Genomic DNA, 24,498 nt, shown 5'->3' with positions numbered 1-24,498 from the left:
CATTAAAAATTAACATTTAAACCCAAGGTATAAGCGGCCAGAATAGGATAATAGGACCCACTGGTATTGGTTTCCGGATCCCAGCCCTTTGGATACTTGCTAAAAGCGAGCGGATTTTGAGCAGTAACATACACCCGAAGCCCTTCCAAACCATATTTTTTGAGTTGTGGTGCAGGGAATTTATAACCAAGCTGAACATTCCTTACTTTAAGGTAGCTGCCATCAAGCATCCAGAAAGAAGAGGTCAGTGTATTTCCGGTACCGGTATTTGAAATGCTTTCCAGTCTGGGATACTTGGCATTTGGATCTGGATGAGCTACCGACCAATGGTTATCGGCCTGGTACCTTTGAATATTACCATTGCCATAAAATGCCCACCCGGCAAAATTATCCAGGTAACCATTTACATGACTGATGCCCTGCAGGAGCACAGACAGATCAAAGTTTTTGTAACTGGCTGACAAATTGAAACCATACGTGTATTTTGGAATCCGGCTGCCCAGGACCGTGCGGTCATAAACGGCGTCTACCTTTCCATCAGGTACACCGTTTGGACCGCTGATATCTTTATAACGGATATCGCCAGGCTGTACATTTGGATTGACTGCTTTCTGATTGGCATAATTGGCAATACTGTTCTGATCTGCAAATAAACCATCCGTCTGGTAGCCATAATAAATATTCATTGGATAATTAATAAAAAGAGACGAACCATTTCCAACCATTCCATTCGGTTGGTTGATATTTCCAACCCCCAGATCAAGTACCTTATTGTTTATGATGGAGAAATTTCCATTAATGCCATACGAAAAGGCACCGATGGTATTCTTATAATCCAGGGTAAACTCCCAGCCCTTATTACTCAGTTTCCCTGAATTCTGAACGCCTACACCAAAGCCCAGTACACTGGATACACTTGCAGCCGGACTCACCAGGATATCATAAGTATACCTGTCAAAATAGGTGGCGCTGAAATTCAGTTTCCCCTTAAACAAGGTACCATCTATCCCCAGATCTTTTGTTCTGGTCGATTCCCATTTGATGGTAGGATCTACCAGCGTCGTATTGGCAACACCAGTTGACAATGAACCTCCGATAGGATAATTATAACCAGAAGTAAATACATCCTGGTAAGCATAGTTTCCAATATTCTGGTTTCCCAACGTTCCATAAGAAGCTTTAATTTTAAGATCGGTTAACCAGCTGATTTTATCTTTTAAAAAGGGCTCATCTGAAATTCTCCATCCAATAGCCCCCGCAGGGAAAGGAGCATATTTAGAATTTGCAGGGAATCTGGAAGAGCCATCGTATCTTAAGGTAAACTCCGCAAGGTAACGGTTGGCATAGTTATAGTTCAGCCTTCCAAAATAAGAATCCAGGGTATATTCAGCTGCAGTCCCGCTGTTCTTCTGTGTACTGGCATCTCCTGCATTTAATTGCGTTAAAATATTGCTGTTAAAGCCGGTACGGTTAGCAGAAAAACTACCTGAACTATTATATTCATAAGAGTGACCCGCAAGAATCCCCAATTCATTCTTCCCAAATTCTTTTTTATATTCAGCCAGTTGCTGGAAGGTTTTATAAGAATTGTTTAAGGTACTTTGATTTAAACTCCCGGGTCCGAGCGTAACCGTGCTGTTTAATCGCTGGCTGGCTAAAAAGCGCTGGTCTTGACCAGTTAATTGCGTATAACCACCTATCAATGAAAGTTTGAGGTCTTTAATCACCTCCCAGTCTAACTTCAGGTTTGCCAAAAGGTCCGTTTGCCTGTTTTTGTAAAAAGAGTCGTTATCAAAATAAGAAACCGGAGTACCTTTGGCCACAACGCCAAGTCCATAGTCACCATTGCTCAGCCGGTTTGGATAAATAGCAGGAACCCTGATCACCTGACTAATATTGGTCAGCATATCTGTCCAGTCGAGCGTAGCCGGAGGCGCTGGCTGATTATCTACATATTTAGCCCCAAACAAACGGGTGGTAAGTTTCAGTTTCCGGCTGAAATCATTGGTCATATTCAGACGCAGATTATAACGGGTATAATCATTTTTTTCCACAATGCCATTTTGATACAAATAGCCCGCAGATAGCAAATACGTTGTACTTTCTGTATTATTGGAAATGCCCAGGTTATGAGCCGTCTGGAGCGTTGATTTTTTAAAAACATCCTTGACATAGTTCTCATTAGGATAATTGTCCGGATCAGAGCCGTCCTTGAATTTTTGGATCTGCGCCTGTGTATAAGTACCTGGCAAAGCCTCATTCAACAAACTTGCATATTCCCAGGAGTCTACAAAATCAGGATAAGCAGTAGCCCGTTGTAAACCTGCATAGCCATTGTAATTGATCTTTAGCTTTCCTTTTGAAGTGGCACCTGTTTTTGTGGTGACAAGAATAACCCCGTTTGCTGCCCTCGAACCATAGATTGCAGCCGTTGAAGCATCTTTAAGCACAGAGATACTGGCTACGTCATTCGGGTCTATATCATCAAAGGAATTAACTGGAATTCCATCAACCAAAATAAATGCACTTGATGTTGAGCCAAATGAACCCACGCCGCGAATTTGCATCGCTGCACCGCTTTGTCCAGGCTGGCCGCTTCTTTGTATAAGGGATATCCCTGGCATTTGCCCGGTCAGGGCATTGGACAGGGAAGTTACCGGACGATCATTAATATCCTTCGCGCTTAATTGCGATACCGATCCGATAAGGTTTGCTTTTTTCTGGGTACCATAGCCCACAATCACCACATCACCCAGAAGAGATACTACAGGCGACAATCTGATCAGCATTTGCTCCCCTGACTCTGCATTTAAATCTATACTCTGATACCCAATGAAAGACACAGTGATGATAGAGTGATCAGGAATACCTTTCAGGCTAAATAAACCATTGATATCAGAGGTGGTACTTACATTGCTGTCTTTTACTTTTATACTTGCCCCCGGCAATGGACCACCCGTTTCATCAACAATCTTACCTCTAATATCCATCTTGAAGATAAGGGGAAATTGATTTATAAATGTTGGTATTTTAGCTTTGATGATAATGGTCTTGTTGTTGACCACATAATCTAAGGGCTGGTCTTTAAACGTGGCTTCTAACACAGAACTGATATCCTGATGGTCTGCAACGATATTGACCGGTCTGGAATTCCGGATAATATTATTGAGAAAAATAAATGTATAACCGGTTTGCTTTCTGATCTTTTTCAGAACCTCTTTCAGGTTGGCATTTTTTTCGTTTAAACTTATATTCTGACCGGAGGCAGCAATACTCATTTGCAGAAACACAAATGTGATCAAAATAAAAGTTAGTGAAATCCTCATAATCAGATATCGTTTTAAATCCGGACGGACATAGTTTGTCCAGCCCATAATATGTTTGAAATTCATATATTTGGTTTGTTTAATTGGTTTATAGATTGATAAGCTGTAGGCTGCAATTAAATTGGTCAGAGGCGTTCCACCGCCTTTGACCTTCATGCAAGGTTTAAAATTTTAACGACTGACGATTAACCTCCTTCCTTCTATTTTGAAATTTAACCCTGTTGTAAGATGTAATACACTTAATACTTTGTTAACGTCGGAGAACTTAGAAACAGATCCACCAATCTGAACATCCCCCAGCTCTTCCTTATAGTCTATGTCAACACTATACCATCTGGCCACTTTTCTTAAGGCAGTCTTCAGATCATCGTTGTCAAATACAAAATATCCATTTTTCCAGGCAATCGCTTCTTCCGCATCTACATGTATAATCTGAAATTTGCCCTTGCTGAATTCTGATTGCTGACCAGGTTCAAGAAATGCGGAACCTTCAGTTCCCTTTTTAGAAACCTTCACACTACCTTCAAGCAGTGTGGTTTTTACAAGATGCTCATTTTTATAAGCATTTATATTAAAATGCGTTCCAAAAACTTCTACCTGCTCTGTTTCCGTCTTTACTAAAAACCTTCTTTGTTTATCTTTTGAAACCTCGAAATAACCTTCACCCGTCAGTTCCACTTCCCTTCTTGTAGTATTAAAAACAACCGGATATTTTAAGGAAGAACCTGCATTGAGCCAAACTTTAGTGTTGTCTTCCAGAATAATCTGATATTGACCACCCAGTGGAGTTTCAATAGTATTGTATTCCGTTGAACCCATTGAATTTTTTCTATCTGACATTTTATACAGCAACTGTCCATCAGACAATTTAACAATCTGTATACCCGAATTTTTAGCCAGCTGACCATTATGAGTTTCATCAAGAACCACTTTAGTACCATTGGAAAGGGTAAGGATTGCCTTATTGCCACCCGGAAGAATATTTTCAGCCCTAGAGGATGTTTTAAGTGTCTGGCTAGTTCTATAGGCTCTATAAGAATAAAATCCTGCCGTGAGTACAATTAGAATTGATGAAGCGATTCCAAGTTTCCAATACAAAGAACGTTCCTTGCTCTGCTTTTGAACCTCAGACAGCTGCGTTCCCGAACGCGCTACTAAGCGATTCCAGATAACTTCTTTTGCTTCATTAAGCCCTTGATCCTGAATATGGTCTTTGTTACCTTCTTTAATATACCAGGTTTCCAGTGCAATCAATTCTTCTCTGGTGCAATTGCCCTCCAGATATTTACCCAGTAAATTTTTAAATTCAGCTTCTTCCATATCATTTATCTTGCCTTCTTATATCTATGACGTATAAGTAATGCCATGGTATGAGAAATTTTTAAAAAAAATATCCGTAAAGGATAACAACCAGAACAACATTGATTTTCATCCTTAAAATTTTAATGGCATTACCTATCTGACTTTTTATCGTATGTTCGGTAATCCCCAGGCGATCAGAGATTTGCTTATGAGACAAATGTTCTTTCCGGCTCAAAAGAAAGACCTCTCTCATTTTTTTAGGAAGCCGCTTGATTTCATTTTCAATCAGGCGTTCAAGTTCTCTCTCCCGAACACTATCATCGGTAATCAAATGATTCTCCTGCAAAGTTTGATTAAAAGATTCCAGGTACCTGGCCGCAGTTTGCTGATGCCTTATCGCATCCAAAACCATATTTCTTACCGACCTGTATAAGTAAGCAGACAAAGAGATCTGAAAGTTCAAGGTAGGTATAGCCTGGAGTAAATTATAAAAAAGATTCTGTACAATATCTTTTGCTTCCTCTTCATCATTAAGCATTTTCTTTGCATGAAGATAAAGCACAGACCAATAACGATCATAAATTTGCGTAAAAGCGATATGGTCACCTTCTCTGGCCAAGTCAATGAGCTCCGGATCAGAAAGGTTCTTATAGTTGTACATCAGAATAGCATTATATTAATTCTAGCTCTTTTTAATTTGAGAATGTTACTGTATGTACGGATCAAATACTTCAAACAAATATATATAATAATTTATTATTTTATTAAACAACCAATTGCCCCATATACACACTCGTACTTACCTGATCTCCTTTCACATTTACATAATGCATCCATCCATGCAACACATCATCAACATAGCTCCCCGGCAATTTCAACGTAACTGCCCGATCTGATCGTGCAGCAACATTTTTAAAAGTCATAAACTTCTTTTTGTTGACATTATACACTACGAAACCAGCCCGATCTGAAGCATTGCAAAAGACAGATAAAGGCCCATTTTCCCAGGTGATATGCAAAGTAGAATCCATTTGGAGAACAACACTCCTGATGAAAGAAACAAGCAATTCCCCCCTGCTTAAAATTGCCTTAGCAAAATCAATGCTGAAACCTGTTTCATCCTGAACAACAGCCTCTCTTATATGATAGGAAACCGCACCATTCATCGGCGTCTTAGTACCTGTATAGACCTGATAGCCCACATTGATCAATTTCTGCAAAGGCCGTAACCACCCCACCACCAAAGCAAATATCGCCCGCCTGTTTTGCTGCGCAACACTTGCAGGTTTGGTAATCTTTTCCGGCAGACTACGCATATAATCTACCCCCCGGTTAGTGGCCCCCACTACCGGACCAATCTTTCCCGAGAATGAACCCGTGATTCCGTTTTTATATTTAGCCATGATTTTTCATTTGATTGATTTAAAAACAAATCCGGCGGCCTGTTCAGCCACCGGATCAACACCAGAATTAAAGTACAGGACTCATTCCCACGTAAGCACTATTACTCACCACCTTTCCATCCAGGCTCGTAAAAGCCATCCAGAAATGCGCATCATGCCCTATCCAGGCCGCAGGCAACTGCAGCGAGTAAGTTAAAGCACTACGTGCAATCACATTACGGATAGTCGTATACTTCTTCAACGTCGGATTATAAGCCACAAAAGTAGCCCGGTCGGTCAGATTACCCACCTCCGAATCCACCAAAGCACCCCAGTCAAAGACCATCTTACCCGTCCCAGCCGTAGCCGTAATACCAGGCCCCTGCGGCTCCTCCAGATCACCCACACTCAAGATCACCTTTGGATAATCCACTTCATAATTAGGCGCCGTACCAGTCACCGCAAATTTAAGATGATACCCTGTAGCCGCATTAACCGGCGTTACACCCTTAGTAAAAGACTGATACCCGATTTCCAGCACCCTTTTTAAAGGCTTTAAAAAAACAGTAATCAAAGCAAAAACAATCTGTTGATTCAACTGAGCCGTCGTCGGCTTTCTGTTCGGAGTAATATCCGGTAAACTTTTCATGTGGAATATCCCATTCCAGACACTTCCAATAACCGTCCCGATTTTTCCTCTGAAGGGACTTAATATCCCTTTTTTATATGTTCCCATTTCTTTGAGATTTTATAGTTAAACATTTTTGTGAATTATGTAATCACTCCGCCTGCAGGACTCGCAGTACCTGTGCACCGGTACCACTTTTCTAATTACAGAAGCAAACATAAACCACTAATATTTAACCACCTAGAGCCCAAAGCACTTTGTCAGCGTTTGACAGTGATTTTGTCAGTCTTTGACATACGTAGGTACCACAGGACTGATTTTTCCACTGTTACATTTACTCAAAATATTCATTATAGAAGCGAAAATTAAGGCCAGACGGCTTTGGTTCGTGGAAGAAAAAAACCTTTAATACAATTTGAATTCCTTACACAAATTTGAATATGGCTTTTATTATATATACCTGCTCCGGGAAAGGCTGGGCCACCTTCTGTAAATACACCTTTCACTGAATCAAACAATCGAAATTCACTATACCCTTTTGAGTTCACATCTGAGCTAAATTGGTTTAAAATTCCGTTATGCATAAATTCTATAGTGGTACAATCCAATTCACGCATCAGTTGATCCTTATGAAGATCATGTTTTACGTCTTTATTGACTGGTAAAGGAACCCCTGCCTTATAATGCTTGTCAGATAACAATCTGTAATAAGCTTTTATCACTTCAATATACTTCGTATCGGTGAAATCACAACAATGACCTGGTTGAATAATTGCTCCAATTACAGCAGGATTTTTTAATTTACCCCTTTTCTTTTTATCCTTCGCCCATACCAGAGCTCGTTCATAATTATTTTCCCAGAAATACATGCCGTGGCCAAGCCAATCAAAGGCTTCTTTACTAGACTTGATTTTACTAGAGCTATTTAATAAAGAATGACAGTCAGATTCATCGCAGCCATGAAAACCAAGAATAAAATTTGGTCTGTCATTATACATGCTGCGCCTCAGCAAACCTTGCCAGGTTTGGATAGTTTTTAGTGTATTTCCCCTTTTTATTTAGAATACCCGCACTTACCAAGGATTGCAAAGCCTCTTCTTTAGTCGTTTCTCTCTTTAATTCGTCTTTAACAAGATTAATAAGTCTTTTTACGTCTTTATCACTCATGATCATCTCTTTATCAATTACACAAATTTAATAAATACAATTACATATCTCACCAATACCCTGTAAAACAGTTAACTTAACGAAAAAGCCTATACTGAACCAAAGAAGATTTCAAGTAAAGCTATTTCTACCTTATTTTTCCACTCCCCAATCACCCCCCCCTCCAGTCTGCACCCAAGAAAAATAGGATTTCATGATGGAACCTCAGAATCTGCAAGATTCAGCGACATCAGAAAACCTATTTTTCACAAAAAAAGCCGCAAGAATTTCTCCCCGGCTTATTTAAATATTAAAATTGATCTTATTCCTATACTAAAGCTTGAATTTCAGCTATAACGATTGAATGAGGCTGAGAGGTAATTTAGTCGACTCTGCAATAATGTTCCATTCAATACCATTTTGCTTCAGTATCTGCGCAATTTGTTTTTTCTCTGCTAGAGCTTTTCTTTTTTCAGCTATTAACTTCTTCTCCCCCTCTTTTAATCCCTCGTGTTTTGCTCTTGCCAATAATAATTCTTCTATACCCATTGTTGTCGTTTTTTCAGTAATGGTTTGTATATCCTGTTCAAAGATATTGTTAATTTCCTCTGTTTCAAAGTTTACATAGAACCTTAAAAAGTTCATGATCTTCGTAATTTTATGTTCCGGATAACCCTTAGCATGCAACGCTTTTACAATCGTTAGTTTAAGTTCTCTTAGAACCCTGTCCCTTTCAACATCAGTTCCCAGTTTTTTCCCACAAAAAGCAGTTTTCGCACTAAGCACAACCAATGCAAAAGGATTATCGCTGGCCAACAGGTCCTCGTCTTTTTGCTGCGAGATTTTCAAGGTATTGAATTGGTAAAATAATCGGGTACCCATAAAGTTTCTTTCATAATGGTTGATCCGGTCAAGCGTTGTAGACTCAGTAAAAATCACAAAAGCAGTAATGGGTTTTTGATACTTATCCAAAATACGGTAGTAGTATAAAATCAATAATATCTCTTGCACTCGGATAAATAAAACAAAGGAAGTCTTCGAATACATCTTCAAGTATCCCCTTCCATAATATGTCTGCTTTTTTTGCCATTCGTTTTTCGTTGGTTAAGCAAACTTATACAGAGATATTTAAAATAAAAAATATTAACCAATAAAATCAATAAATATAATACAAAGAAATATTCAAGCACTATTTACACCCAAACAACACCCCAACTCTGCTCCCTACCCAATCACCCCCCTCCAGTCTGCACTCAAGAAAAATAGGATTTCATGATGGAACCTCAGAATCTGCAAGATTCAGCGACATCAGAAAACCTATTTTTCACAAAAAAAGCCGCAAGAATTTCTCCCCCGGCTTATTCAAATATTAATGCTTATCTTAAAGTTATACCAGTGCCTGGATTTCCTCGATAGGGAGTTTAGTCAATTCAGCAATCTCTTCAATATGCATACCTTTAGTTTTTAACTTCACAGCCATTTCCCTTTTTTCCCGCTCCGCTTTAGCACGTTCCAGTTCCGCACCGATTTCAATACCACGCTGCTCACCCTGCTTCTGCCCACGCTGCTCCCCCCTCAACTCCGCAGACTCAAGAGCACTGTAGTTATCACGCTTAATCTTTAAACTTTCCTGGTACGCATTCATATCTTCCGGGCTTAAATTAATGACCTCTGCCAATTGGTATACAGATTATTTATTATCGAAACCTTTTATATCTGCAGCAATTACATCAATTATGGTTTGATTTGATTTCTTAGAAATTAAATGAATATAATGGTCTTGATTTGCAGGATCACCTATTACAATTAAGCTATTTGTATAGGTTTTATCATCTCCCTTATCAAACATTTTTGAGAACAACTTACTCCTATATTGTTGAGGGCTGAGGTGAGCCTTATTTTTATTCCTGTCAATATGTTTATTGTCACAATAGCAATATAGCACGACATTATTATCTTCTAAATATTCTTTTATACAAGCAGATATCTGAAATAATGTGCTCGCACTATTAAACCCATTTCTTTTATCATCAACCAAGGTGATAACTAGATCTATAATGTCAATATTATATGTAGCAGGAAGAACTTCTTGATTAAAAAGCGAAAACTGGATGAAATATTCATGCCCCTCCTTACCAGTAAGAGGCACTACTTTTTCTAAACTCATTTAAAAACGAGCTATTTATTAGGAAAATAATTGAATTTAGATGCAATTAAAGCCTCTTTCTTAGCATCTTTATCTGCTTGAAGCTTTCTTACAAGATTTAACAAACCCTGAGAAGGTTTTTTTATATACAATACTTTGGTTGTCATAACGATACAAATATAATCTTTTGTGCTATACTATACAATTCTTTATAGATTACACAAATCTAGCAAACACAATGAGGTATCTTATCAACGACCTTCAAAACAGTTAACTTAACGAAAAAGCCCTCTCTCAACCAAAGAAGATTTCAAGTAAAGCCATTTCTGCCCTATTTTTCCATTGCCCAATCACCCCCCACTCCAATCACCACCCCTCAAGTCTGCACCCAAGAAAAATAGGATTTCATGATGGAGCCTCAGAACCTAGAAGGTTCAGCGACATCAGAAAACCTATTTTTCACAAAGAAGACTTCAAATATAACCACTTCCTCCCCACCCTCCTCACCACCCACTTCCCCTTCACCTCACTCTTCCTCCTATAAAACGTCCGCTCCTCCATAAAAAGAAACTCCATAGCCTGCCTGGCCGTCAACCATTCCTCCTCAACAGGCGAACCCTCAGTTTCCGGCCCAACCCTAACCAGAATCAAACACACCTTACTTTCCAACAAATCCACCTTTCCCTCTAACCGAAGCAAGACGTCTAAAATATCTTGAGGTAGTGGCAGCATACAATTACACACAATACAAGTCTGCACCCAAGAAAAATATGTTTTCATGATCAAGCCTCAGAGCCTGTAAGGCTCAGCGAGATCAGAAAACATATTTTTCAAAAAAGACTATTGCTTACTCACAACCCCAGGCCCCGAAGCCACTTCAGCATCACTCGTAAACCCTTGGTCATTGATGTAATCCTGCAACGTAGGATACACAGAAGAATCAAAAATCACCTTACAAGGCACCGAACCCGCAACACCACAACTCGGCGTAGAACCCGTAGCCAGCGTCCAGTTGGCCGCATTCCTCGCACCAGTAGACGTACCCAAATTGTACGTATAAGCAATTAAACCCGCCCTTTGAACAGACGCTGCTTTGTTAAAAGCAAAAGCTGCGGTCAATCCGCCAGCACACAGCACGACCATTAAAGCCGCCTTAAACGATTTTTTCATGTTAATGAATTTTAAAGTAAAAAATTAATTGATTATATATTCAATCCGTGTCGCGCGCCACAAAGAATATTCAGGAAGAAACAAGCGGGTACCAGAACCACTGGCACCCGCAGGTATTAACCGACAACACCAAAGCCGGGGCTAACCAGGCCACGAAAGGCTGCAGTGTTTATTTTAATTCGAAATGTAAATGGGTAACCGAGATGCGTAGTTTTCATATATAAGAGTTGTTTAATTTAGTATACCTAAAGATACCACTCAAAAAACAACACACTGCACTCAAATGAGAGCCCACCAAAAAAATAAAAAAATTTCACAACAACCTTCTGGCGATCAGATCCGCCCTAACACGCCTTAAAGTAGCCAAAGATAAATGCAGATGGCTGGCAATATAAATATCTGTAATATATCTACCCGGAGGCAGCAGCATAGGGAACTCCTTATAAAAAGCAAGTACCCTTTCCTCCCCTGTTTTACTAATCATTTCATTACGGGCCAAATCTTTCTCCTCAAAACTCTCCTTGGTAAACATAGCCAGTTCCTGCATTCCGCCAACCTGGGCATAACCATTCTGCATTTGATCATAAGTAATCTCCAACACACAAGTATCCTTAAAGATCATCAGGTTGTACTTAGATTTCTTATGGTTCAGAAAACCATGACCAGCCATAATACTGCCAGGCCCCAGAATCTTGACCACCCTAAGGTCACCTGCTTCAGTAAAGTAATAAGCAATCATAAAACCAGAAGTGATATAATAAGCACTTTTGGTAATTTCTCCTTCTTTATGGATCACGTGAGTCTCCAGGCATTGCTTGGCCACCATTACCTCCTTCAGATAATGATCAAACGGTTCGCCCAGGTTCTTGACTTTCCTAAGCATTTCCAGAAGTTGAGTCAGGGTATTAGAATCCAATGAAATGATTTCCATCAGTTCCTTTTTAGTTTTTTCGAGTTTCATTAATTTAATAGGTTTAGTTTTTTAGAATAGATCGTTAGTTTTTAATTGTTTTGTTTAGTTGTTGGGATATTCAGTTACACTCAGTTCCGCCTTCCCGTTTTTATACAGCAATAACAGATTTTCCATGCTGATCTTTTTGATGTCTTCCGGATATTGCAAATTGAAAGCTTCAATAAACCTTAATGGCGAATTAAAAGCACATCTCAGCTGAAGCCGCACCTCATTTTCCTCATGATTGCGGAGCATCACACTCACCTCAATAAGTTGATCCCCATGAAGCGCAGCTTCAACACCCTCTTTGCTGGTAATGAGATTAGCATGAGTCCAGAAGTACTGGACCAGGTCACTAGTTTTGATCATAAAATTTGTATTTGGTTAGATTTATAATAATTCTTGTCAATATTTTGATTTTTTAGAGGATTAAAAAAGGGATATGAACCCTCACCGGTCTGCACCCAAGAAAATATGATTTCATGATCAAGCCTCAGAACCTAGAAGGTTCAGCGCGATCAGAAAACATATTTTCCCACTTCAGCACCCTGTAATTCACGTTTCAAACCCCTTTCTGTACGCCTTAGCGGTCTCGCCATTTCTCTGTTTAAACCACCTGCTGAAATAGGGCAAATCGCTAAACCCCAGCAACTCCGAAATCTCCTTAACCGAATGCCTCGTATACTGCAGCAAATACAAAGCCTCCCGATAAATCCTGTCCTGCAGCAACTCATAAACCGATCTCCCCAAATAAGCCTTCGCAAATCTGTTCAAAGCATGAATGCTGGTATCCATTTTAACCGCATACACAGAAATATCCCGGTTGTACCGAAAATCCAGTTCAATCAAAGATTGCAAAACCTTTAATCGCTTAAAGGCCGGAGGCCAGTAGTCTAAATCGAATAGTCTAAAGCGCTCTGTATAAGTATTCGTTTCCTGCAACATGATATATGCCCCTAATAACCAGATATAAAAGTTCTGGCCAACACAGTATCATTAAGCACCAGATGCTGTTGGTCCTGCAAGTAAAGTAGAACGTTTTTGATGATATATTTCATTTTAGTAGGTAATCAAATAGTTAAAGGAAACCCCTCACAATTACAAATCTAAAGACCAGAAGATCAATAAGATTGAGTATTACTTCCAAAAAATTGTGTTTAAACACCCTGTATGACCATCACCAGATTCTCATACCGTTCCCCTGCAGTTTGCTACAGAAAATTCACCTTCCAAAAGCAACACTCCGTAATCCAATGGCGATACTTACAAAAAGTCAGCAATATTAGTTAGTCAGCTCCAGAACGAATATATTTGTACATATATTCTAGTACAAATGGACCTAATTAAAACAATAGAGAGATATAAGTATCTTGGTATCGATGATGTGATAGACCATGAGAAGTTCAATCTCATCTCTATTGTGCACCACTCTACCAAAATTGAGGGGTCAACCTTAACCGAAGTTGAAACCCAAGTACTCCTTAATGAGGGACTTACACCTAAAGGCAAACCGGTTCAGGACACTTTTATGGTTACTGATCACTATGCCGCATTGCAATTTGTGTTAAAACAGGCAAAAGCAAAAAGACCGGTTTCAACAGATCTCATCCAGGAAATCAATTCATTAGTAATCAGAAATACCGGAAGCGTATATAATACCATGTTAGGCATCGTAGATGCCAGGACAGGTGCATTCAGAAAAGGAAATGTAACTGCTGGATCAACTTACTTTCCTAACTATGACAAAGTAGAAAAGCTGACCAACAATATGGTAGCTAAGATCAACGAAATGATGATCCCAGACATTTCAATGGACGATCAGATCAATCTTTCTTTTGATGCTCATTTTAATCTGGTAAGCATCCATCCTTTTTATGATGGCAATGGACGGACATCAAGATTAATAATGAACTATATTCAGGCATGTTATGGACTTCCATTAGCTATTGTGCACAATGAATCCAAGGCTGAGTATATTCAAGCCTTGATAGATACCCGTGAAAAAGAGGATTTAAACATCTTCCGCGCTTTCATGACTGATGAATATAAAAAGTCTCTGACACAGGAGATCGAAAAATTCCAAGAGATGACCAAACCCAAAAAAGGAGGCAAAGGCTTCAGTCTGATGTTTTAGAACACACCATCTTCCTGAACTCACCCGGGCTGTAGCCAGTTCTCTGCTTAAAACACTTGCTAAAATGAGCCGGATCACATACCCCAAGCTCAAAAGTGATCTCCTTAGCCGTCAATGTTGAATGCATAAGCAGTAACACTGCCTCCCGGTGAAGCCTGTCCTGCATCATCTGATACACAGATTTCTTAAAGTAACACCGCGTTAACCGATTCAACCGTTTTAAAGAAATATTTAACCGATCGCAATACAACTCAGGGCTTCGCCAAGTTTTATAATAAATCTCAATTAAATCCTGAAGCTCATTAACCAGTTTCACATCATTAGGTACAAAGCCGGAAGTGAAAACCGAAGTATGATTGCGCTCTATATCCGTTTGCATAACTTCCTAATCAAATCCGCTTCGGCACCCGTGGTATCGGCTTATAATCAATGATAAAATCAATCATCCCATCCAGTTCCTTCAATACCAGATGAACAAGTTTCAACCGAAAAACATCAGGTTCCTGTCTTCCTTGACCAATACCCGTTAATTCAGGATCAAAACGAACGATCAGATCCAAACCCATGCCCTGCCGGAGTTTAACAAGGATGATTCTAACCCTGATCAAATTTTTAGCAGCTTGCTTTTGAGTATTGCCCGCAATAATGTCAAAGATCTCTGTAGTTAGCGTATAATGCGCATGCGTAAGCCGTTCGGAGAAAAAAGGACCGATGGGTTTACGGGTGTTCCCTATTTCCAGAAGTAAGGACAGGAAGAGTTCAAATCCGGTTTTTTGAAGATATTTAGTCATAGGTAGAGATGTTAAACTAAGGTTATTGATGTTTTGATATTCGTTAGTTAAGGTTTAATTACTTGTTTTAATCCCCAGACCACCCCGCCCAATGGGCACCCCTCCTTAAGGCAAGGAGGGGAATTGTATGGAGTCTAAATCGAATAGTCTAAAGCGCTCTGTATAAGTATTCGTTTCCTGCAACATCCTTTTACTTTTTATTAGGCACCCAGGTACAAGTCACATCAAGCAGTTTGTTTTCTATGACATAGATCAGGATGCTCACCGCTGTTTCCTCATCTAAGTCTAAAGCCACTGCAACCTCTGGTAGCGTAAATGGTTTCCCTTCCACATGATCCAGGAAAGCTTTGACCAATTCTTCGGGTATAAAATTCTCTTTCATAAACTGCGTTTTAAAATTCGACGATACACCAGATTCAGTTCCAGGAAGATTTCTTCCAAAGGCTGGTAATTAATGAATTGCAATATGCGATGTAAACCCGCTTTGATTTGTAACAGAACAGACTGGTGTACATTCAACTCCATACCGGATTTTTCAGGCACTGGACCATATTCCTTAAGTAAGGCGAAAGTTCTGAACAGCAAGGAAGAAATAAACTTTTTAATCACCGATTGTTTATATTCCAAGTCTTCTTCCTGAGATAAGACCAGATCAAAGAGATAACCGGATAAACCTCGGTAAGCTAGATCAACTCTGACATTCACCGCAGCAGGAACATCAAGGGAGTGGTTTTCCAGATCATCCAGAAGTTCGACGAAGAGTTGTATGTTGTATTTTAATCCTTGTTTGTTTTTCATAATTCGTATGTTATGTCGTTATTACCTCCAAGTCATTTTGCCCCTCTCTGGCTGTGCCATCTCTCCCCGGAGGGGCGAGAGGTAGCGAGTGTATTATAGCGAGTGTTTTAGTAAATATGCTATGTAAGCACCATGCAACCTCTCTCCTTTTCAAGGAGAGATGCCCACAGGGCAGAGAGGATTAAAACCCTTCCCTTTTCATAAACCCCAGCATCGGATCCAGCCACTCGCTCACAGGCAGTCTCTGCGTAAACCCATGATTCCCCTTCGGAAACAAGTGCAATTCCGCATCTACCCCATTCTTCTGTAATGCCTGATAAAATACAATGCTGTTGTTCACATCTACAATACCATCATCACCACAATGCGTCAAATAAGTAGGCGGAGTTTCCTTAGTTACCTGCAATTCATTAGAGAAAAAATCCACTTTTTCCTTCGAAGGCTCCATGCCCAATAAATTAATCTTAGATCCCATATGCGTCAACTGATCACTCATACTGATCACAGGATAAACCAGGATCATAAAATCTGGCCGAAGGTTGATGTTATCTTTATTGGGGATATAGCTTTTAGAGAAATGGGTACCTAAAGTTGAAGCTAAATGCCCTCCTGCACTGTATCCTATTACACCGACCTTAGCCGGATTGAGGTTCCAGTTCACCGCATTAGACCGAATCACTTTCATTGCCTGCTGCGCATCCATCAATGGGCCGAAGCTTTTATCTCTCATGGTCTCCTTTTTTGGCAACCGATATTTAAGTACAAAGGCAGCAATCCCTTTTTCTGCAAAGGCTTTGGCAATGGCGATACCTTCTTCTTCAAAAGCTAAAAAGCCATAAGCTCCTCCCGGGATGACCAGTACTGCTGTTCCCGTAGCTTTTTCTTTAATGGGTAGATATAGGGTCAAGGTTGGCTCTTCTTCTTTGGAGAGTTTTATGGTACTTCCTGGAATAGTATCCGGGTAGAGCGGCAGCACTTGTTGTGCTACCGCAGTATACCCTACCATTAAAAAGAGCATCAGAGTTAATATTTTAGTTTTCATGAGTGATTTATTCTAAAAGTTCAATTGGTATTTGTATAGATAATGATCATAAAGGGCATATAGGGATTGACCGTAGATTTTAAAGTCACGAACTTTAAAGCCTCGAAAATCTGGCAGGTAAAAGCTAAATTGATACTTCCCGTCTTTCACCGCATAGACATCAATCATAGATACATCCTTGATCATATAATCCGTTTCATTATTCGCCCTTAAGGCAGATTGCACGAACAGGTATTTTTCATTTGCACAGGCTCGTTTATTGACATATAAGGGTGGTGCAGCCATGGTGATTTCGCCTGAAGATTTAATCCTGGCCACTTTAATCTGCGCATGGCTGATCGTATCAATGGTTTTTCCTTTATACAAAAGGTTTAAATTACTGTCTGCACATAGAAATTGATTCCGGTAATAATACACATAGATCATTTTTGATGATCCAGGAATTTTGACCATTTCCCCATCTGTACAGAACATTCCATCAACCTGTTTTTCCAATAAGCTAGTTGCTTTCAAAGAACCAGGTTTAATACTCTGTTTAATCAATTTATTACCCAATCCATTATAAACAGAACGCAAAGCAAATGAGTTTTTAGTCAGAGGAATTCCACCAGTAAAATAGGTAGTGGAGTTCAATTGCTTAGACAAGTGACAGTCTGAAACACTGCCTCTCAAAATAACTGGCTTAACTCCATCTAAAAAATAAAAGAAAGGTGAATCTATCTGGATAAAAGAGCCCTTACTAACCTGCATCTTTTCAAAACCAAAAAGATTAATTTCCTGATAATTTACCATAGAGGTATCTACTTTTGAAATTCTGCCAGGGACAATATTATTCCCAAAATAAATAGCACCATTACTTGTACCGGCGATATACCAGATATTATATCTAATGTCTTGAGAAATTACTCCAATCAGTTTATGAGAAGGAAGCAAACGAATAAATCCATTTTCAGCCGCATGCCCTTTATTGGAAATAAAGTACAGGATGACAATAAGAGAGGTACTTCCAATTAAGCAAATAATCAAGATTTTTAATCGTTTTATAGTCATACGAAATATCACAAGAGGCCTGACACAAAAAGTCAGGCCTAAATCCATTATTGAAAAAATTGACGCAAGGGTGTCACACAAATTGGACCCGCCGGATATGGAACCTCCCAAATTGGCTTAAGAACTCCACCTGCATAAGCGGTACATTGAGGACCTGTATAATTTGTCTTACAATCAGTATTAACTTGAACAATATCACAAAATGGATTTGTTGCACTGCCTAAATTAATTGAATACCAGGGCATAGACGTACTAGCTGGTTTAAAAGCAAATGAACTACCAATCGCAATTAACAACACTGCGGTCATTAATAATTTTCTTAATTTCATGTATTTAGTTATTTAAATAAATGCTTACATTACAGGGCGCAAGCCTTCCCTCTTACTGCAGATAAGGTTTTTATATTTGAAGGATATACCAGTATCCCAATCGCTCCAAGAATCACAAATCCAATGTTAAAGATTAAATGCTGTGTCCAGGTCATGTTTTGTAAAACACCGCCACAAGAACAAGGTATATATGGACTAAACTTCAAGATTATCCAGATATATACTGAAAACATCACCATCAAGCTGAAGGAAATATACAAGGCCAGATATTGATATCGCTTTACAATCAATAATAAGGCTATTACTATTTCTGTTAATGGAACTATTACAGAAGTGGCTCCGGGAAAAGCGTTGAATAGTGGTGATTTTCCAAGTTCTACCCTAAACTTTTCATAATCTAATATTTTACTTAATGCAGCATATACAAAGAGTAAGATAAAAATAGCTGAAATCACTTCTACTATCACAGTTCTCGTTTTATAATTCATATTGTATTATTTTAATATCAATAATTATTGGCTCTTAGCACAATTTCAGTACCTAACACTCCACCAAACACAAGTGTAATATTTCTGAATATTGGTAGATCATAGTTAGGTACAGTAAAGGAAGTAATCAAGTCACCCGTAGCGGCATTTCTGAATTCAAAAACCTTATCGCCCTCCGCAGATACAGAAGAAACATCCTTAAAGGTCGAAATGGCTTTATATACAAGACTACTCACAAACGATCCGTTAGCACTACCTTGTAGGTTCACGCTAATCGGAACACCACCGGCAACCAAATTAATCACCCTGACACCAAATACATCAGTTGTATGGGAAGGAATATTTTCTTCTTTCAAAAACACAGACTCCACCTCAGTAGGTGTTCCAGTAAGAAATAGCGAGTATACACCGCCATTTACAAAATCCTTGGTCTGATTGTAATACATCAGATTGGGTGCAATTGTTGATGATAATTTCAACACTTGACTTCCAGTTAAAATGCCGTAAACGGTATATGTATTATTTGGAATGGTTGCTGCATTAGTTCCAAACCGCAGTTCACTACCGCCAACCACAGCATTAGTGATTTGAATACTCGCCAATGAAGTTGTTTTAATTTCTTGCTTTTTGCAGGATACTAAAATAAGTACTGATAAAAGCACCATAATTGATAAGAATATCATTTTCATAATTGTGTATATTTGATTATCTGTTATTGGCAGTTTCCAGCCAGGTTCTTTCATTCTTTTTCATCTTCTCTAGCGTTTCCAAAAACTCTTTTGTGTTATTGGAAAGTTTTACCGCCTTTTCTTCCCATTCAATAGCTTCATCTTTTTTACCTATTTTATATAAAAGATTAGCGTAGGTATCCCAGGCGGCAGCGTCATTCTGATACCATTCTTCTATTGCATACTTCATTACAACATCACAAGCAAACTTTAAAACCTTTGGATCATTCACATTTTCGAACAACGGCCAAGTAATTCCATTGATATGATATTCTGGTCGTTTCAATGCTCTTTCAAAATAAAGCATGTAGTATTTAGCAAAATTATTCCAATCACTAACATTGGCGTAATACCCCATTCTTCTTCCATATACCATTTCTTGACCCAAGGCACCAAATTTTGCAGTAATTGTATGTTCTATTTTTTCCCAATCTACAACTGCCGAATTTTGTCCAGTTCCTTTGGGGATAAACTGCCTGGCTATTGCATACCTAATTGCATATTCAGCTTTATCCCGTCCTAAAACGGAATTTATTTTATTCCGCTGTTTGAAAAAAAATCTAAACCCTCTAGTATCTGTAGCATTCAAATTTTCGCTGATAAACGATAAATTGTCTTTATTCATCAGTTGATCTACTTTCAGCCGACACAGGTAATTATCAATATAATCCTGCGCAAGAGAGTCAGCTAATTTGCGATTCCCTTTTTCCCTCGTTTCTTTTACTAAAGAAGGTACTTTCGAATAATCAGCCTTTTTTTGAGCAAAAGCAAGGCTTGCGAGGCCTAAAAAAGCCAAACCTAATAGTGTTTTTTTCATCTTTTCTTTTATTAGTTCTTCTTACTCACTTGAGTATAATTCTTATCGTACTTCTTGTCATCAGATTATCTACTTTCCGCTGTTCTTCAGCGGTTAATAAATTAGGTCCAGGTATCCTCCCTTTACTATCCAATTCTAGACTATCTTTGCGGTTCATATCTTTAGAACTGTCGAGCATCCAGATCGGAGCTGGTTTATCCTTTAAATAGTAATCAAAGAACTGCATCATTCGGATACTAAAATCATCAGCTTCTTTACCTTCAATACCATGATTACCTTCTGAATATACTAGCATCCATGCTTTTTTCCCCATGCGCCTGAGTCCTACGAAAAACTCAATAATATTAGTGTATGAATAAATGCCATCTTTCTTTGTATGCATTAACAAAAGTGGTGTAGATACTTTATGTATATCAAAAATTGGAGAATTCCTAATATAGGCAGACGGCTGCTCCCAGAGATTTTTACCCATCCGACCCTGTCCAATTTCAAAATAACTTGCAAGACTATTAGCAATACCATCTTTTAAATCGCCATACCCGCTTACCATATCTGAGAGTCCACTAGAAGAAACAGCCACTTCAAACAGATTAGAATGAGTTACTAAATAATTGGTTTGCAAGCCGCCAAAACTCCCACCTTCTAAACCTATTTTCTTATCATTAACAAAAGGTAGAGTAGAAACATAATTACTGGCAGAAACAACTGCATCATAAGTACCCTGCATAGGATTTCCTATTTCATAGTATATATCTGGGCAAAACACTAAATAGCCATTACTTACATAGGTAGGAATATTAATATTCATATCATCTGAAAGAGGTTCAGGTTCAATGAAGGCATTAAGCCCATCTGATTTACGTTCATAATAATGAAAGATTACTGGATATTGCCTCTTATAATTAAAATCCTCCGGTTTATATAAAATACCTTGTAGGGTTCTCCCATCAAGTGATTTCCAACTATGCAATTCCGTTGTATACCAATTGTATTTTTTATGAGGTTGTAAATTGCTTAATCTTATAAAAGTCTTGAAATCCTTCGTACTGAAATAATTTGGGGCATCAGTAGCACTCATTCTTTGGACAATGTAAGTATTCACATATTTAGCTTTAATAGGTGAAAAATTACAACCTTGTGGGACATACCCACTATTAGTTTGATATAAATATGGTCCCATATGCAAGAGCTCTGGATCTCCAATTTTATCTAATAGTTTGATAAAAAAACCATTGTTTTTATTTTTTTCATCAAATGCAGTTAAATATAGTTTGTCATTACTACTTACTATATTTTCTGTATTTGAATCAAACATACAATTGAAAACAATTTGATTTCTTTTTCCATAACCATTGGTAAGATTAACTGGCTTTTCCAAGTTTAGAGGATCTAATTTCCAGATATCATACCTGTCATAAACTAAAACATATTTGTCATTTTTTAGCCAGGTTGCTAATCCTTTAACTCCAACTACAGGGTTAGGAAGATCATCTCTATCTATTCTAGTCCATACAACACTCAGAGCTTCCGTCAAATTTCGAATTGCACCAGTTGCAATTTCGTAGCTAAAATAATTCTGTGCTATTCTATCAAAATAGACTATATATTTCCCGATTGGAGAGAGTTCAATATTACCAAATCCTATATTATTCTTATTTAGAAAATCTAATTTTTTTCTTTTTCCGTTTTTTATTGTAACCAAATTCCAGGTAAATTTCAATGCGTTGCTCCACATATCGCCGACACGAGGATTCTGTATTAGGCCTAATGTATCTTGAGCATTATCAGTTTTTGAGAACTGAAACGATTCCCCTTCTTCCTGCTGCAAACGTATAATCTGATGATCCTTTATATTAATCACTGAAAGGTATTTTCTATCAATTATTGCTTTCTCCGTTTCAGTTAGCAACATTATATCCTTATAGCCCCAGATTTTTACGACTTCATTTTTGGGTTTTATGGTCTCCCCTTTTCTGATTAATGAAGTTAATATGGCCTTTCCGTCTTTACTGAAAGACTCCAAATAACCCAAAGTAAAATCGGCCTCGATATCTGAGGTATATTTATCAAAGATACAGACAGCATTACCTGAATCAAATTTATAATACCAAACCGAATCATTAGCTTTAAACGCCAATTGCCTATGCTTTACATCCAGGACTAGGTTTTCTGGTCTGTAACCTTCCCATACTTTTGAAATTCTTCCAGTAGTAATATCGACAATATTAATGGATTGTTTGTGGTCAGCATCTTGAACAGATTTAATCAAAGCCAGTATATCTCCATCAAAACGATAACTGTCGACGTCGGTAAATATCCTTTCGTTATTCGTTTTTAAATTCTTTAAAACAAAGTCCTTTGAATTATGGCCAGAAGGTGAAGGATACCTTAAATACTCCACCCCCTTATTCGCAAGAAGGTTGTACCAAGAGGTGTTTGGAATATATTTAATTTGATTCGTTCCAAGAGTAAGTATGCCCAGGCTATCGTTCTTGTTGATAAAGAAGAAGTATTTATCACTCAATCCCCCTCCATTGCCATCTTTCAGCCCTCCTCTAAATTCCTTCTTCCATTTGCCATCTGTAGATTGTACGAATAAAGTCTTACTTCCTACCGGAACATTTTCAATAGTATAGAATACATATTTTCCACTATTGCTAATTGTTGGCCTGTCTAAGGAGGGCCACTGTTTATAAGCAATCGAATCTATTATCGGTTTCTGTCCAAATGAACTATTTACACAGAAAAATAGAATTATTATAAAAAAAATCCTCATCATGATTAGCCTCAATAACCTTGGGTTTGAATTAAATTTGGATTACTTTGTAACTCATAAGACCAAATCGGATAATATTGCTGGTAACTTTTCCATTCACCCCCATTACTTTTCTTTGGCGTTACTTTAGCCATCACCTCGTCCACTTTTCCTGTTCTTTTCAGATCCAGCCATCGGTGCCCCCATTCTGTAAAAAATTCTATCCGTTTTTCCTTTAGTATAAGTGTAAGCAGATCTTCCTGACTAATATTTGGATTAGTATCCTTAACCAAAGGTAACCCTGCTCTGTTCCTGATTTGATCTATATCAGAAATCGCATTAGTTAGATTACCCAACCGAGCTCTAGACTCTGCTCTGATTAAGTACAATTCCGCCAAACGCATAATAGTATTATATTCCGTAATCGGTGCGTTGGTTACAGACGAATATTTGACCCTGTATTTGTAGGGATAGTAATAAGTGGTGTTCTTTACACTCACAGAACCTATCCAACTAGTTTTTCTTTGGTCCCCAATTTCAAAATCTTTGATCAGTTCGTTACTAATGTAAACTGGATAATTACCGGAAGCACCATTTGATGGCCCCTCAGCCGACAGGATGAAAGTGTTTGCTTCTTGTGTATTAAATCCATTCTGAGTAGGTTGTAGTTGCCAAATAGCTTCATAACTATTCTTTAAAAACACTTCATTTAATGGCTCTAAATGAAATTGAGTAGTGTTTGTTAAAACATTCGTAGTCTGTATTTCAGCATTTGTCCATTCTCCCATATATAGATATGTTCTGGCCAAAAAAGCGGTTGCTACGCACTTGTTTGGTCTTACCCGCTCTTCAAATCCAACTGGGTAAGCTGTGATCACATCACCTTTTAAATAAAAATCATTTAAAAGGCTTTGCGCTTCTTTTAAATCTGCTACAATCTGGCTATATACTAGAACTTTAGGTGATCTCTTAATTACTGCATTAACCGTATAATCAGTACTTAATACCAGCGGAACGTCGCCATATAAATTGACCAGGTAGAAATAATAAAAAGCGCGCATAAAATATGCTTCACCAGTTAGATCTTGCTTTACCCTAGGAGTAAGCTTTGTTGAAGATCCAAGTCCTTCTAAAGCTTCATTTACGACATACAACCGTTGATAAATTGTTCGCCAAAAATCATTACTTACATTTGTTGAGTTCAGAGCATTCTGAAAATATACAGCCAAAGTCTGACTTCCTGCCCCAGAATAATAATCAAATTCATCTGCAGATAAGCCAGCAATACATGATAACCCGGTAAGTTCTTGCGAATTTATAGGACTACCATTACTCAAATTTACATACAGAGAGGTGATAGCACCAATAGCTGTTGCATCATTATTGTAAACATTCTTTGAGCTTACACTAGTTGCTGGGCCGTCTACCTCAACGAGTTTCTTACAGCTGGGCAGTATAAAAGCAGTAAGTACTAAAGTCAAAACGGAAATTACTTTAAAATTCATTTTGCTATT

General features: G+C 38.3%; 28 protein-coding genes. 1 reads left to right on the top strand and 27 read right to left on the bottom strand.

Going from position 1 to position 24,498, the window contains the following annotated elements; translation table 11 throughout:
* Positions 1-2: 2 nt before the first annotated feature.
* From R2S08_RS07790 to R2S08_RS07720, 15 genes are all read right to left on the bottom strand, one after another.
* Positions 3-3,482 (bottom strand): SusC/RagA family TonB-linked outer membrane protein, encoded by a 3,480-nt coding sequence (locus tag R2S08_RS07790; RefSeq protein ID WP_316834631.1) that lies wholly within the window; start codon positions 3,480-3,482, stop codon positions 3-5.
* A gap of 15 nt (positions 3,483-3,497) precedes the next feature.
* Positions 3,498-4,646: a FecR family protein gene (locus tag R2S08_RS07785; protein ID WP_316834630.1), complete on the bottom strand. Its 1,149-nt coding sequence runs from the start codon at positions 4,644-4,646 to the stop codon at positions 3,498-3,500.
* A gap of 61 nt (positions 4,647-4,707) precedes the next feature.
* Positions 4,708-5,289: an RNA polymerase sigma-70 factor gene (locus R2S08_RS07780; RefSeq protein ID WP_316834629.1), complete on the bottom strand. Its 582-nt coding sequence runs from the start codon at positions 5,287-5,289 to the stop codon at positions 4,708-4,710.
* Between the two features lie 103 nt (positions 5,290-5,392).
* Complete coding sequence (locus R2S08_RS07775) at positions 5,393-6,031, bottom strand: DUF6266 family protein (RefSeq protein WP_316834628.1); 639 nt, start codon at positions 6,029-6,031, stop codon at positions 5,393-5,395.
* A 67-nt stretch (positions 6,032-6,098) separates the two neighbouring features.
* On the bottom strand, positions 6,099-6,746 hold the full coding sequence (locus R2S08_RS07770) for a DUF6266 family protein (protein ID WP_316834627.1): 648 nt from the start codon (positions 6,744-6,746) through the stop codon (positions 6,099-6,101).
* Positions 6,747-7,003: 257 nt separating this feature from the next.
* A complete protein-coding gene (locus tag R2S08_RS07765) occupies positions 7,004-7,636 on the bottom strand; it encodes a hypothetical protein (protein ID WP_316834626.1) in 633 nt (210 codons plus the stop codon).
* Positions 7,629-7,805, bottom strand: coding sequence for a hypothetical protein (locus R2S08_RS07760; RefSeq protein WP_316834625.1), 177 nt, complete (start codon positions 7,803-7,805; stop codon positions 7,629-7,631). The genes R2S08_RS07765 and R2S08_RS07760 overlap by 8 nt, the downstream gene beginning before the upstream one ends.
* A gap of 330 nt (positions 7,806-8,135) precedes the next feature.
* The gene (locus tag R2S08_RS07755; RefSeq protein ID WP_316834624.1) at positions 8,136-8,795 is read right to left on the bottom strand and encodes a hypothetical protein; all 660 of its coding nucleotides are present in this window, start codon (positions 8,793-8,795) and stop codon (positions 8,136-8,138) included.
* Positions 8,796-9,171: 376 nt separating this feature from the next.
* Positions 9,172-9,429 (bottom strand): hypothetical protein, encoded by a 258-nt coding sequence (locus R2S08_RS07750; RefSeq protein ID WP_316834623.1) that lies wholly within the window; start codon positions 9,427-9,429, stop codon positions 9,172-9,174.
* A gap of 45 nt (positions 9,430-9,474) precedes the next feature.
* Positions 9,475-9,951 (bottom strand): hypothetical protein, encoded by a 477-nt coding sequence (locus R2S08_RS07745; RefSeq protein WP_316834622.1) that lies wholly within the window; start codon positions 9,949-9,951, stop codon positions 9,475-9,477.
* A gap of 11 nt (positions 9,952-9,962) precedes the next feature.
* Positions 9,963-10,097: a hypothetical protein gene (locus tag R2S08_RS07740; protein ID WP_316834621.1), complete on the bottom strand. Its 135-nt coding sequence runs from the start codon at positions 10,095-10,097 to the stop codon at positions 9,963-9,965.
* 673 nt (positions 10,098-10,770) lie between these two features.
* Entirely contained in the window at positions 10,771-11,100 is a 330-nt protein-coding gene (locus tag R2S08_RS07735; protein WP_316834620.1) for a hypothetical protein, read from the bottom strand.
* Positions 11,101-11,413: 313 nt separating this feature from the next.
* The gene (locus tag R2S08_RS07730; RefSeq protein WP_316834619.1) at positions 11,414-12,061 is read right to left on the bottom strand and encodes a Crp/Fnr family transcriptional regulator; all 648 of its coding nucleotides are present in this window, start codon (positions 12,059-12,061) and stop codon (positions 11,414-11,416) included.
* A 54-nt stretch (positions 12,062-12,115) separates the two neighbouring features.
* Positions 12,116-12,421 (bottom strand): hypothetical protein, encoded by a 306-nt coding sequence (locus tag R2S08_RS07725; protein ID WP_316834618.1) that lies wholly within the window; start codon positions 12,419-12,421, stop codon positions 12,116-12,118.
* 186 nt (positions 12,422-12,607) lie between these two features.
* On the bottom strand, positions 12,608-12,997 hold the full coding sequence (locus R2S08_RS07720) for a helix-turn-helix domain-containing protein (protein WP_316834617.1): 390 nt from the start codon (positions 12,995-12,997) through the stop codon (positions 12,608-12,610).
* Between the two features lie 388 nt (positions 12,998-13,385).
* Here R2S08_RS07720 and R2S08_RS07715 point away from each other — a divergent pair, with 388 nt between their 5' ends.
* Positions 13,386-14,186 carry a Fic family protein gene (locus tag R2S08_RS07715; RefSeq protein ID WP_133781360.1) on the top strand — a complete coding sequence of 267 codons (801 nt, stop codon included), beginning with the start codon at positions 13,386-13,388 and terminating at the stop codon, positions 14,184-14,186.
* Here R2S08_RS07715 and R2S08_RS07710 read toward each other — a convergent pair.
* The 12 genes from R2S08_RS07710 to R2S08_RS07655 all read right to left on the bottom strand — a co-directional run bounded on the left by R2S08_RS07710 (position 14,170) and on the right by R2S08_RS07655 (position 24,489).
* Complete coding sequence (locus tag R2S08_RS07710) at positions 14,170-14,565, bottom strand: helix-turn-helix domain-containing protein (protein WP_133781358.1); 396 nt, start codon at positions 14,563-14,565, stop codon at positions 14,170-14,172. The two genes, R2S08_RS07715 and R2S08_RS07710, sit on opposite strands and share 17 nt — an antisense overlap.
* A gap of 10 nt (positions 14,566-14,575) precedes the next feature.
* Entirely contained in the window at positions 14,576-14,977 is a 402-nt protein-coding gene (locus tag R2S08_RS07705) for a hypothetical protein (RefSeq protein WP_316834616.1), read from the bottom strand.
* Between the two features lie 190 nt (positions 14,978-15,167).
* Positions 15,168-15,359: a hypothetical protein gene (locus R2S08_RS07700; protein WP_316834615.1), complete on the bottom strand. Its 192-nt coding sequence runs from the start codon at positions 15,357-15,359 to the stop codon at positions 15,168-15,170.
* The gene (locus R2S08_RS07695) at positions 15,356-15,775 is read right to left on the bottom strand and encodes a hypothetical protein (RefSeq protein ID WP_316834614.1); all 420 of its coding nucleotides are present in this window, start codon (positions 15,773-15,775) and stop codon (positions 15,356-15,358) included. Before R2S08_RS07695 ends, R2S08_RS07700 begins: the two co-directional genes overlap by 4 nt.
* A gap of 181 nt (positions 15,776-15,956) precedes the next feature.
* On the bottom strand, positions 15,957-16,817 hold the full coding sequence (locus R2S08_RS07690) for an alpha/beta hydrolase (protein ID WP_316834613.1): 861 nt from the start codon (positions 16,815-16,817) through the stop codon (positions 15,957-15,959).
* A 12-nt stretch (positions 16,818-16,829) separates the two neighbouring features.
* Positions 16,830-17,843: a hypothetical protein gene (locus tag R2S08_RS07685; protein ID WP_316834612.1), complete on the bottom strand. Its 1,014-nt coding sequence runs from the start codon at positions 17,841-17,843 to the stop codon at positions 16,830-16,832.
* Between the two features lie 71 nt (positions 17,844-17,914).
* Positions 17,915-18,196: a DUF6520 family protein gene (locus R2S08_RS07680; RefSeq protein WP_316834611.1), complete on the bottom strand. Its 282-nt coding sequence runs from the start codon at positions 18,194-18,196 to the stop codon at positions 17,915-17,917.
* A gap of 29 nt (positions 18,197-18,225) precedes the next feature.
* Positions 18,226-18,684 (bottom strand): MauE/DoxX family redox-associated membrane protein, encoded by a 459-nt coding sequence (locus R2S08_RS07675; protein WP_316834610.1) that lies wholly within the window; start codon positions 18,682-18,684, stop codon positions 18,226-18,228.
* 17 nt (positions 18,685-18,701) lie between these two features.
* Positions 18,702-19,349 carry a hypothetical protein gene (locus R2S08_RS07670; RefSeq protein ID WP_316834609.1) on the bottom strand — a complete coding sequence of 216 codons (648 nt, stop codon included), beginning with the start codon at positions 19,347-19,349 and terminating at the stop codon, positions 18,702-18,704.
* A gap of 40 nt (positions 19,350-19,389) precedes the next feature.
* On the bottom strand, positions 19,390-20,229 hold the full coding sequence (locus tag R2S08_RS07665; RefSeq protein ID WP_316834608.1) for a hypothetical protein: 840 nt from the start codon (positions 20,227-20,229) through the stop codon (positions 19,390-19,392).
* Between the two features lie 25 nt (positions 20,230-20,254).
* A complete protein-coding gene (locus tag R2S08_RS07660; RefSeq protein WP_316834607.1) occupies positions 20,255-23,008 on the bottom strand; it encodes an alpha/beta hydrolase family protein in 2,754 nt (917 codons plus the stop codon).
* A gap of 8 nt (positions 23,009-23,016) precedes the next feature.
* Positions 23,017-24,489, bottom strand: coding sequence for a RagB/SusD family nutrient uptake outer membrane protein (locus R2S08_RS07655; RefSeq protein WP_316834606.1), 1,473 nt, complete (start codon positions 24,487-24,489; stop codon positions 23,017-23,019).
* Positions 24,490-24,498 lie beyond the last annotated feature (9 nt).

Source organism: Pedobacter nutrimenti, from assembly GCF_032678445.1.
GTDB lineage: Bacteria > Bacteroidota > Bacteroidia > Sphingobacteriales > Sphingobacteriaceae > Pedobacter > Pedobacter nutrimenti_A.
The sequence above is the reverse complement of the archived record's forward strand: the minus strand, read 5'-3'. Positions and strand labels throughout refer to the sequence as shown.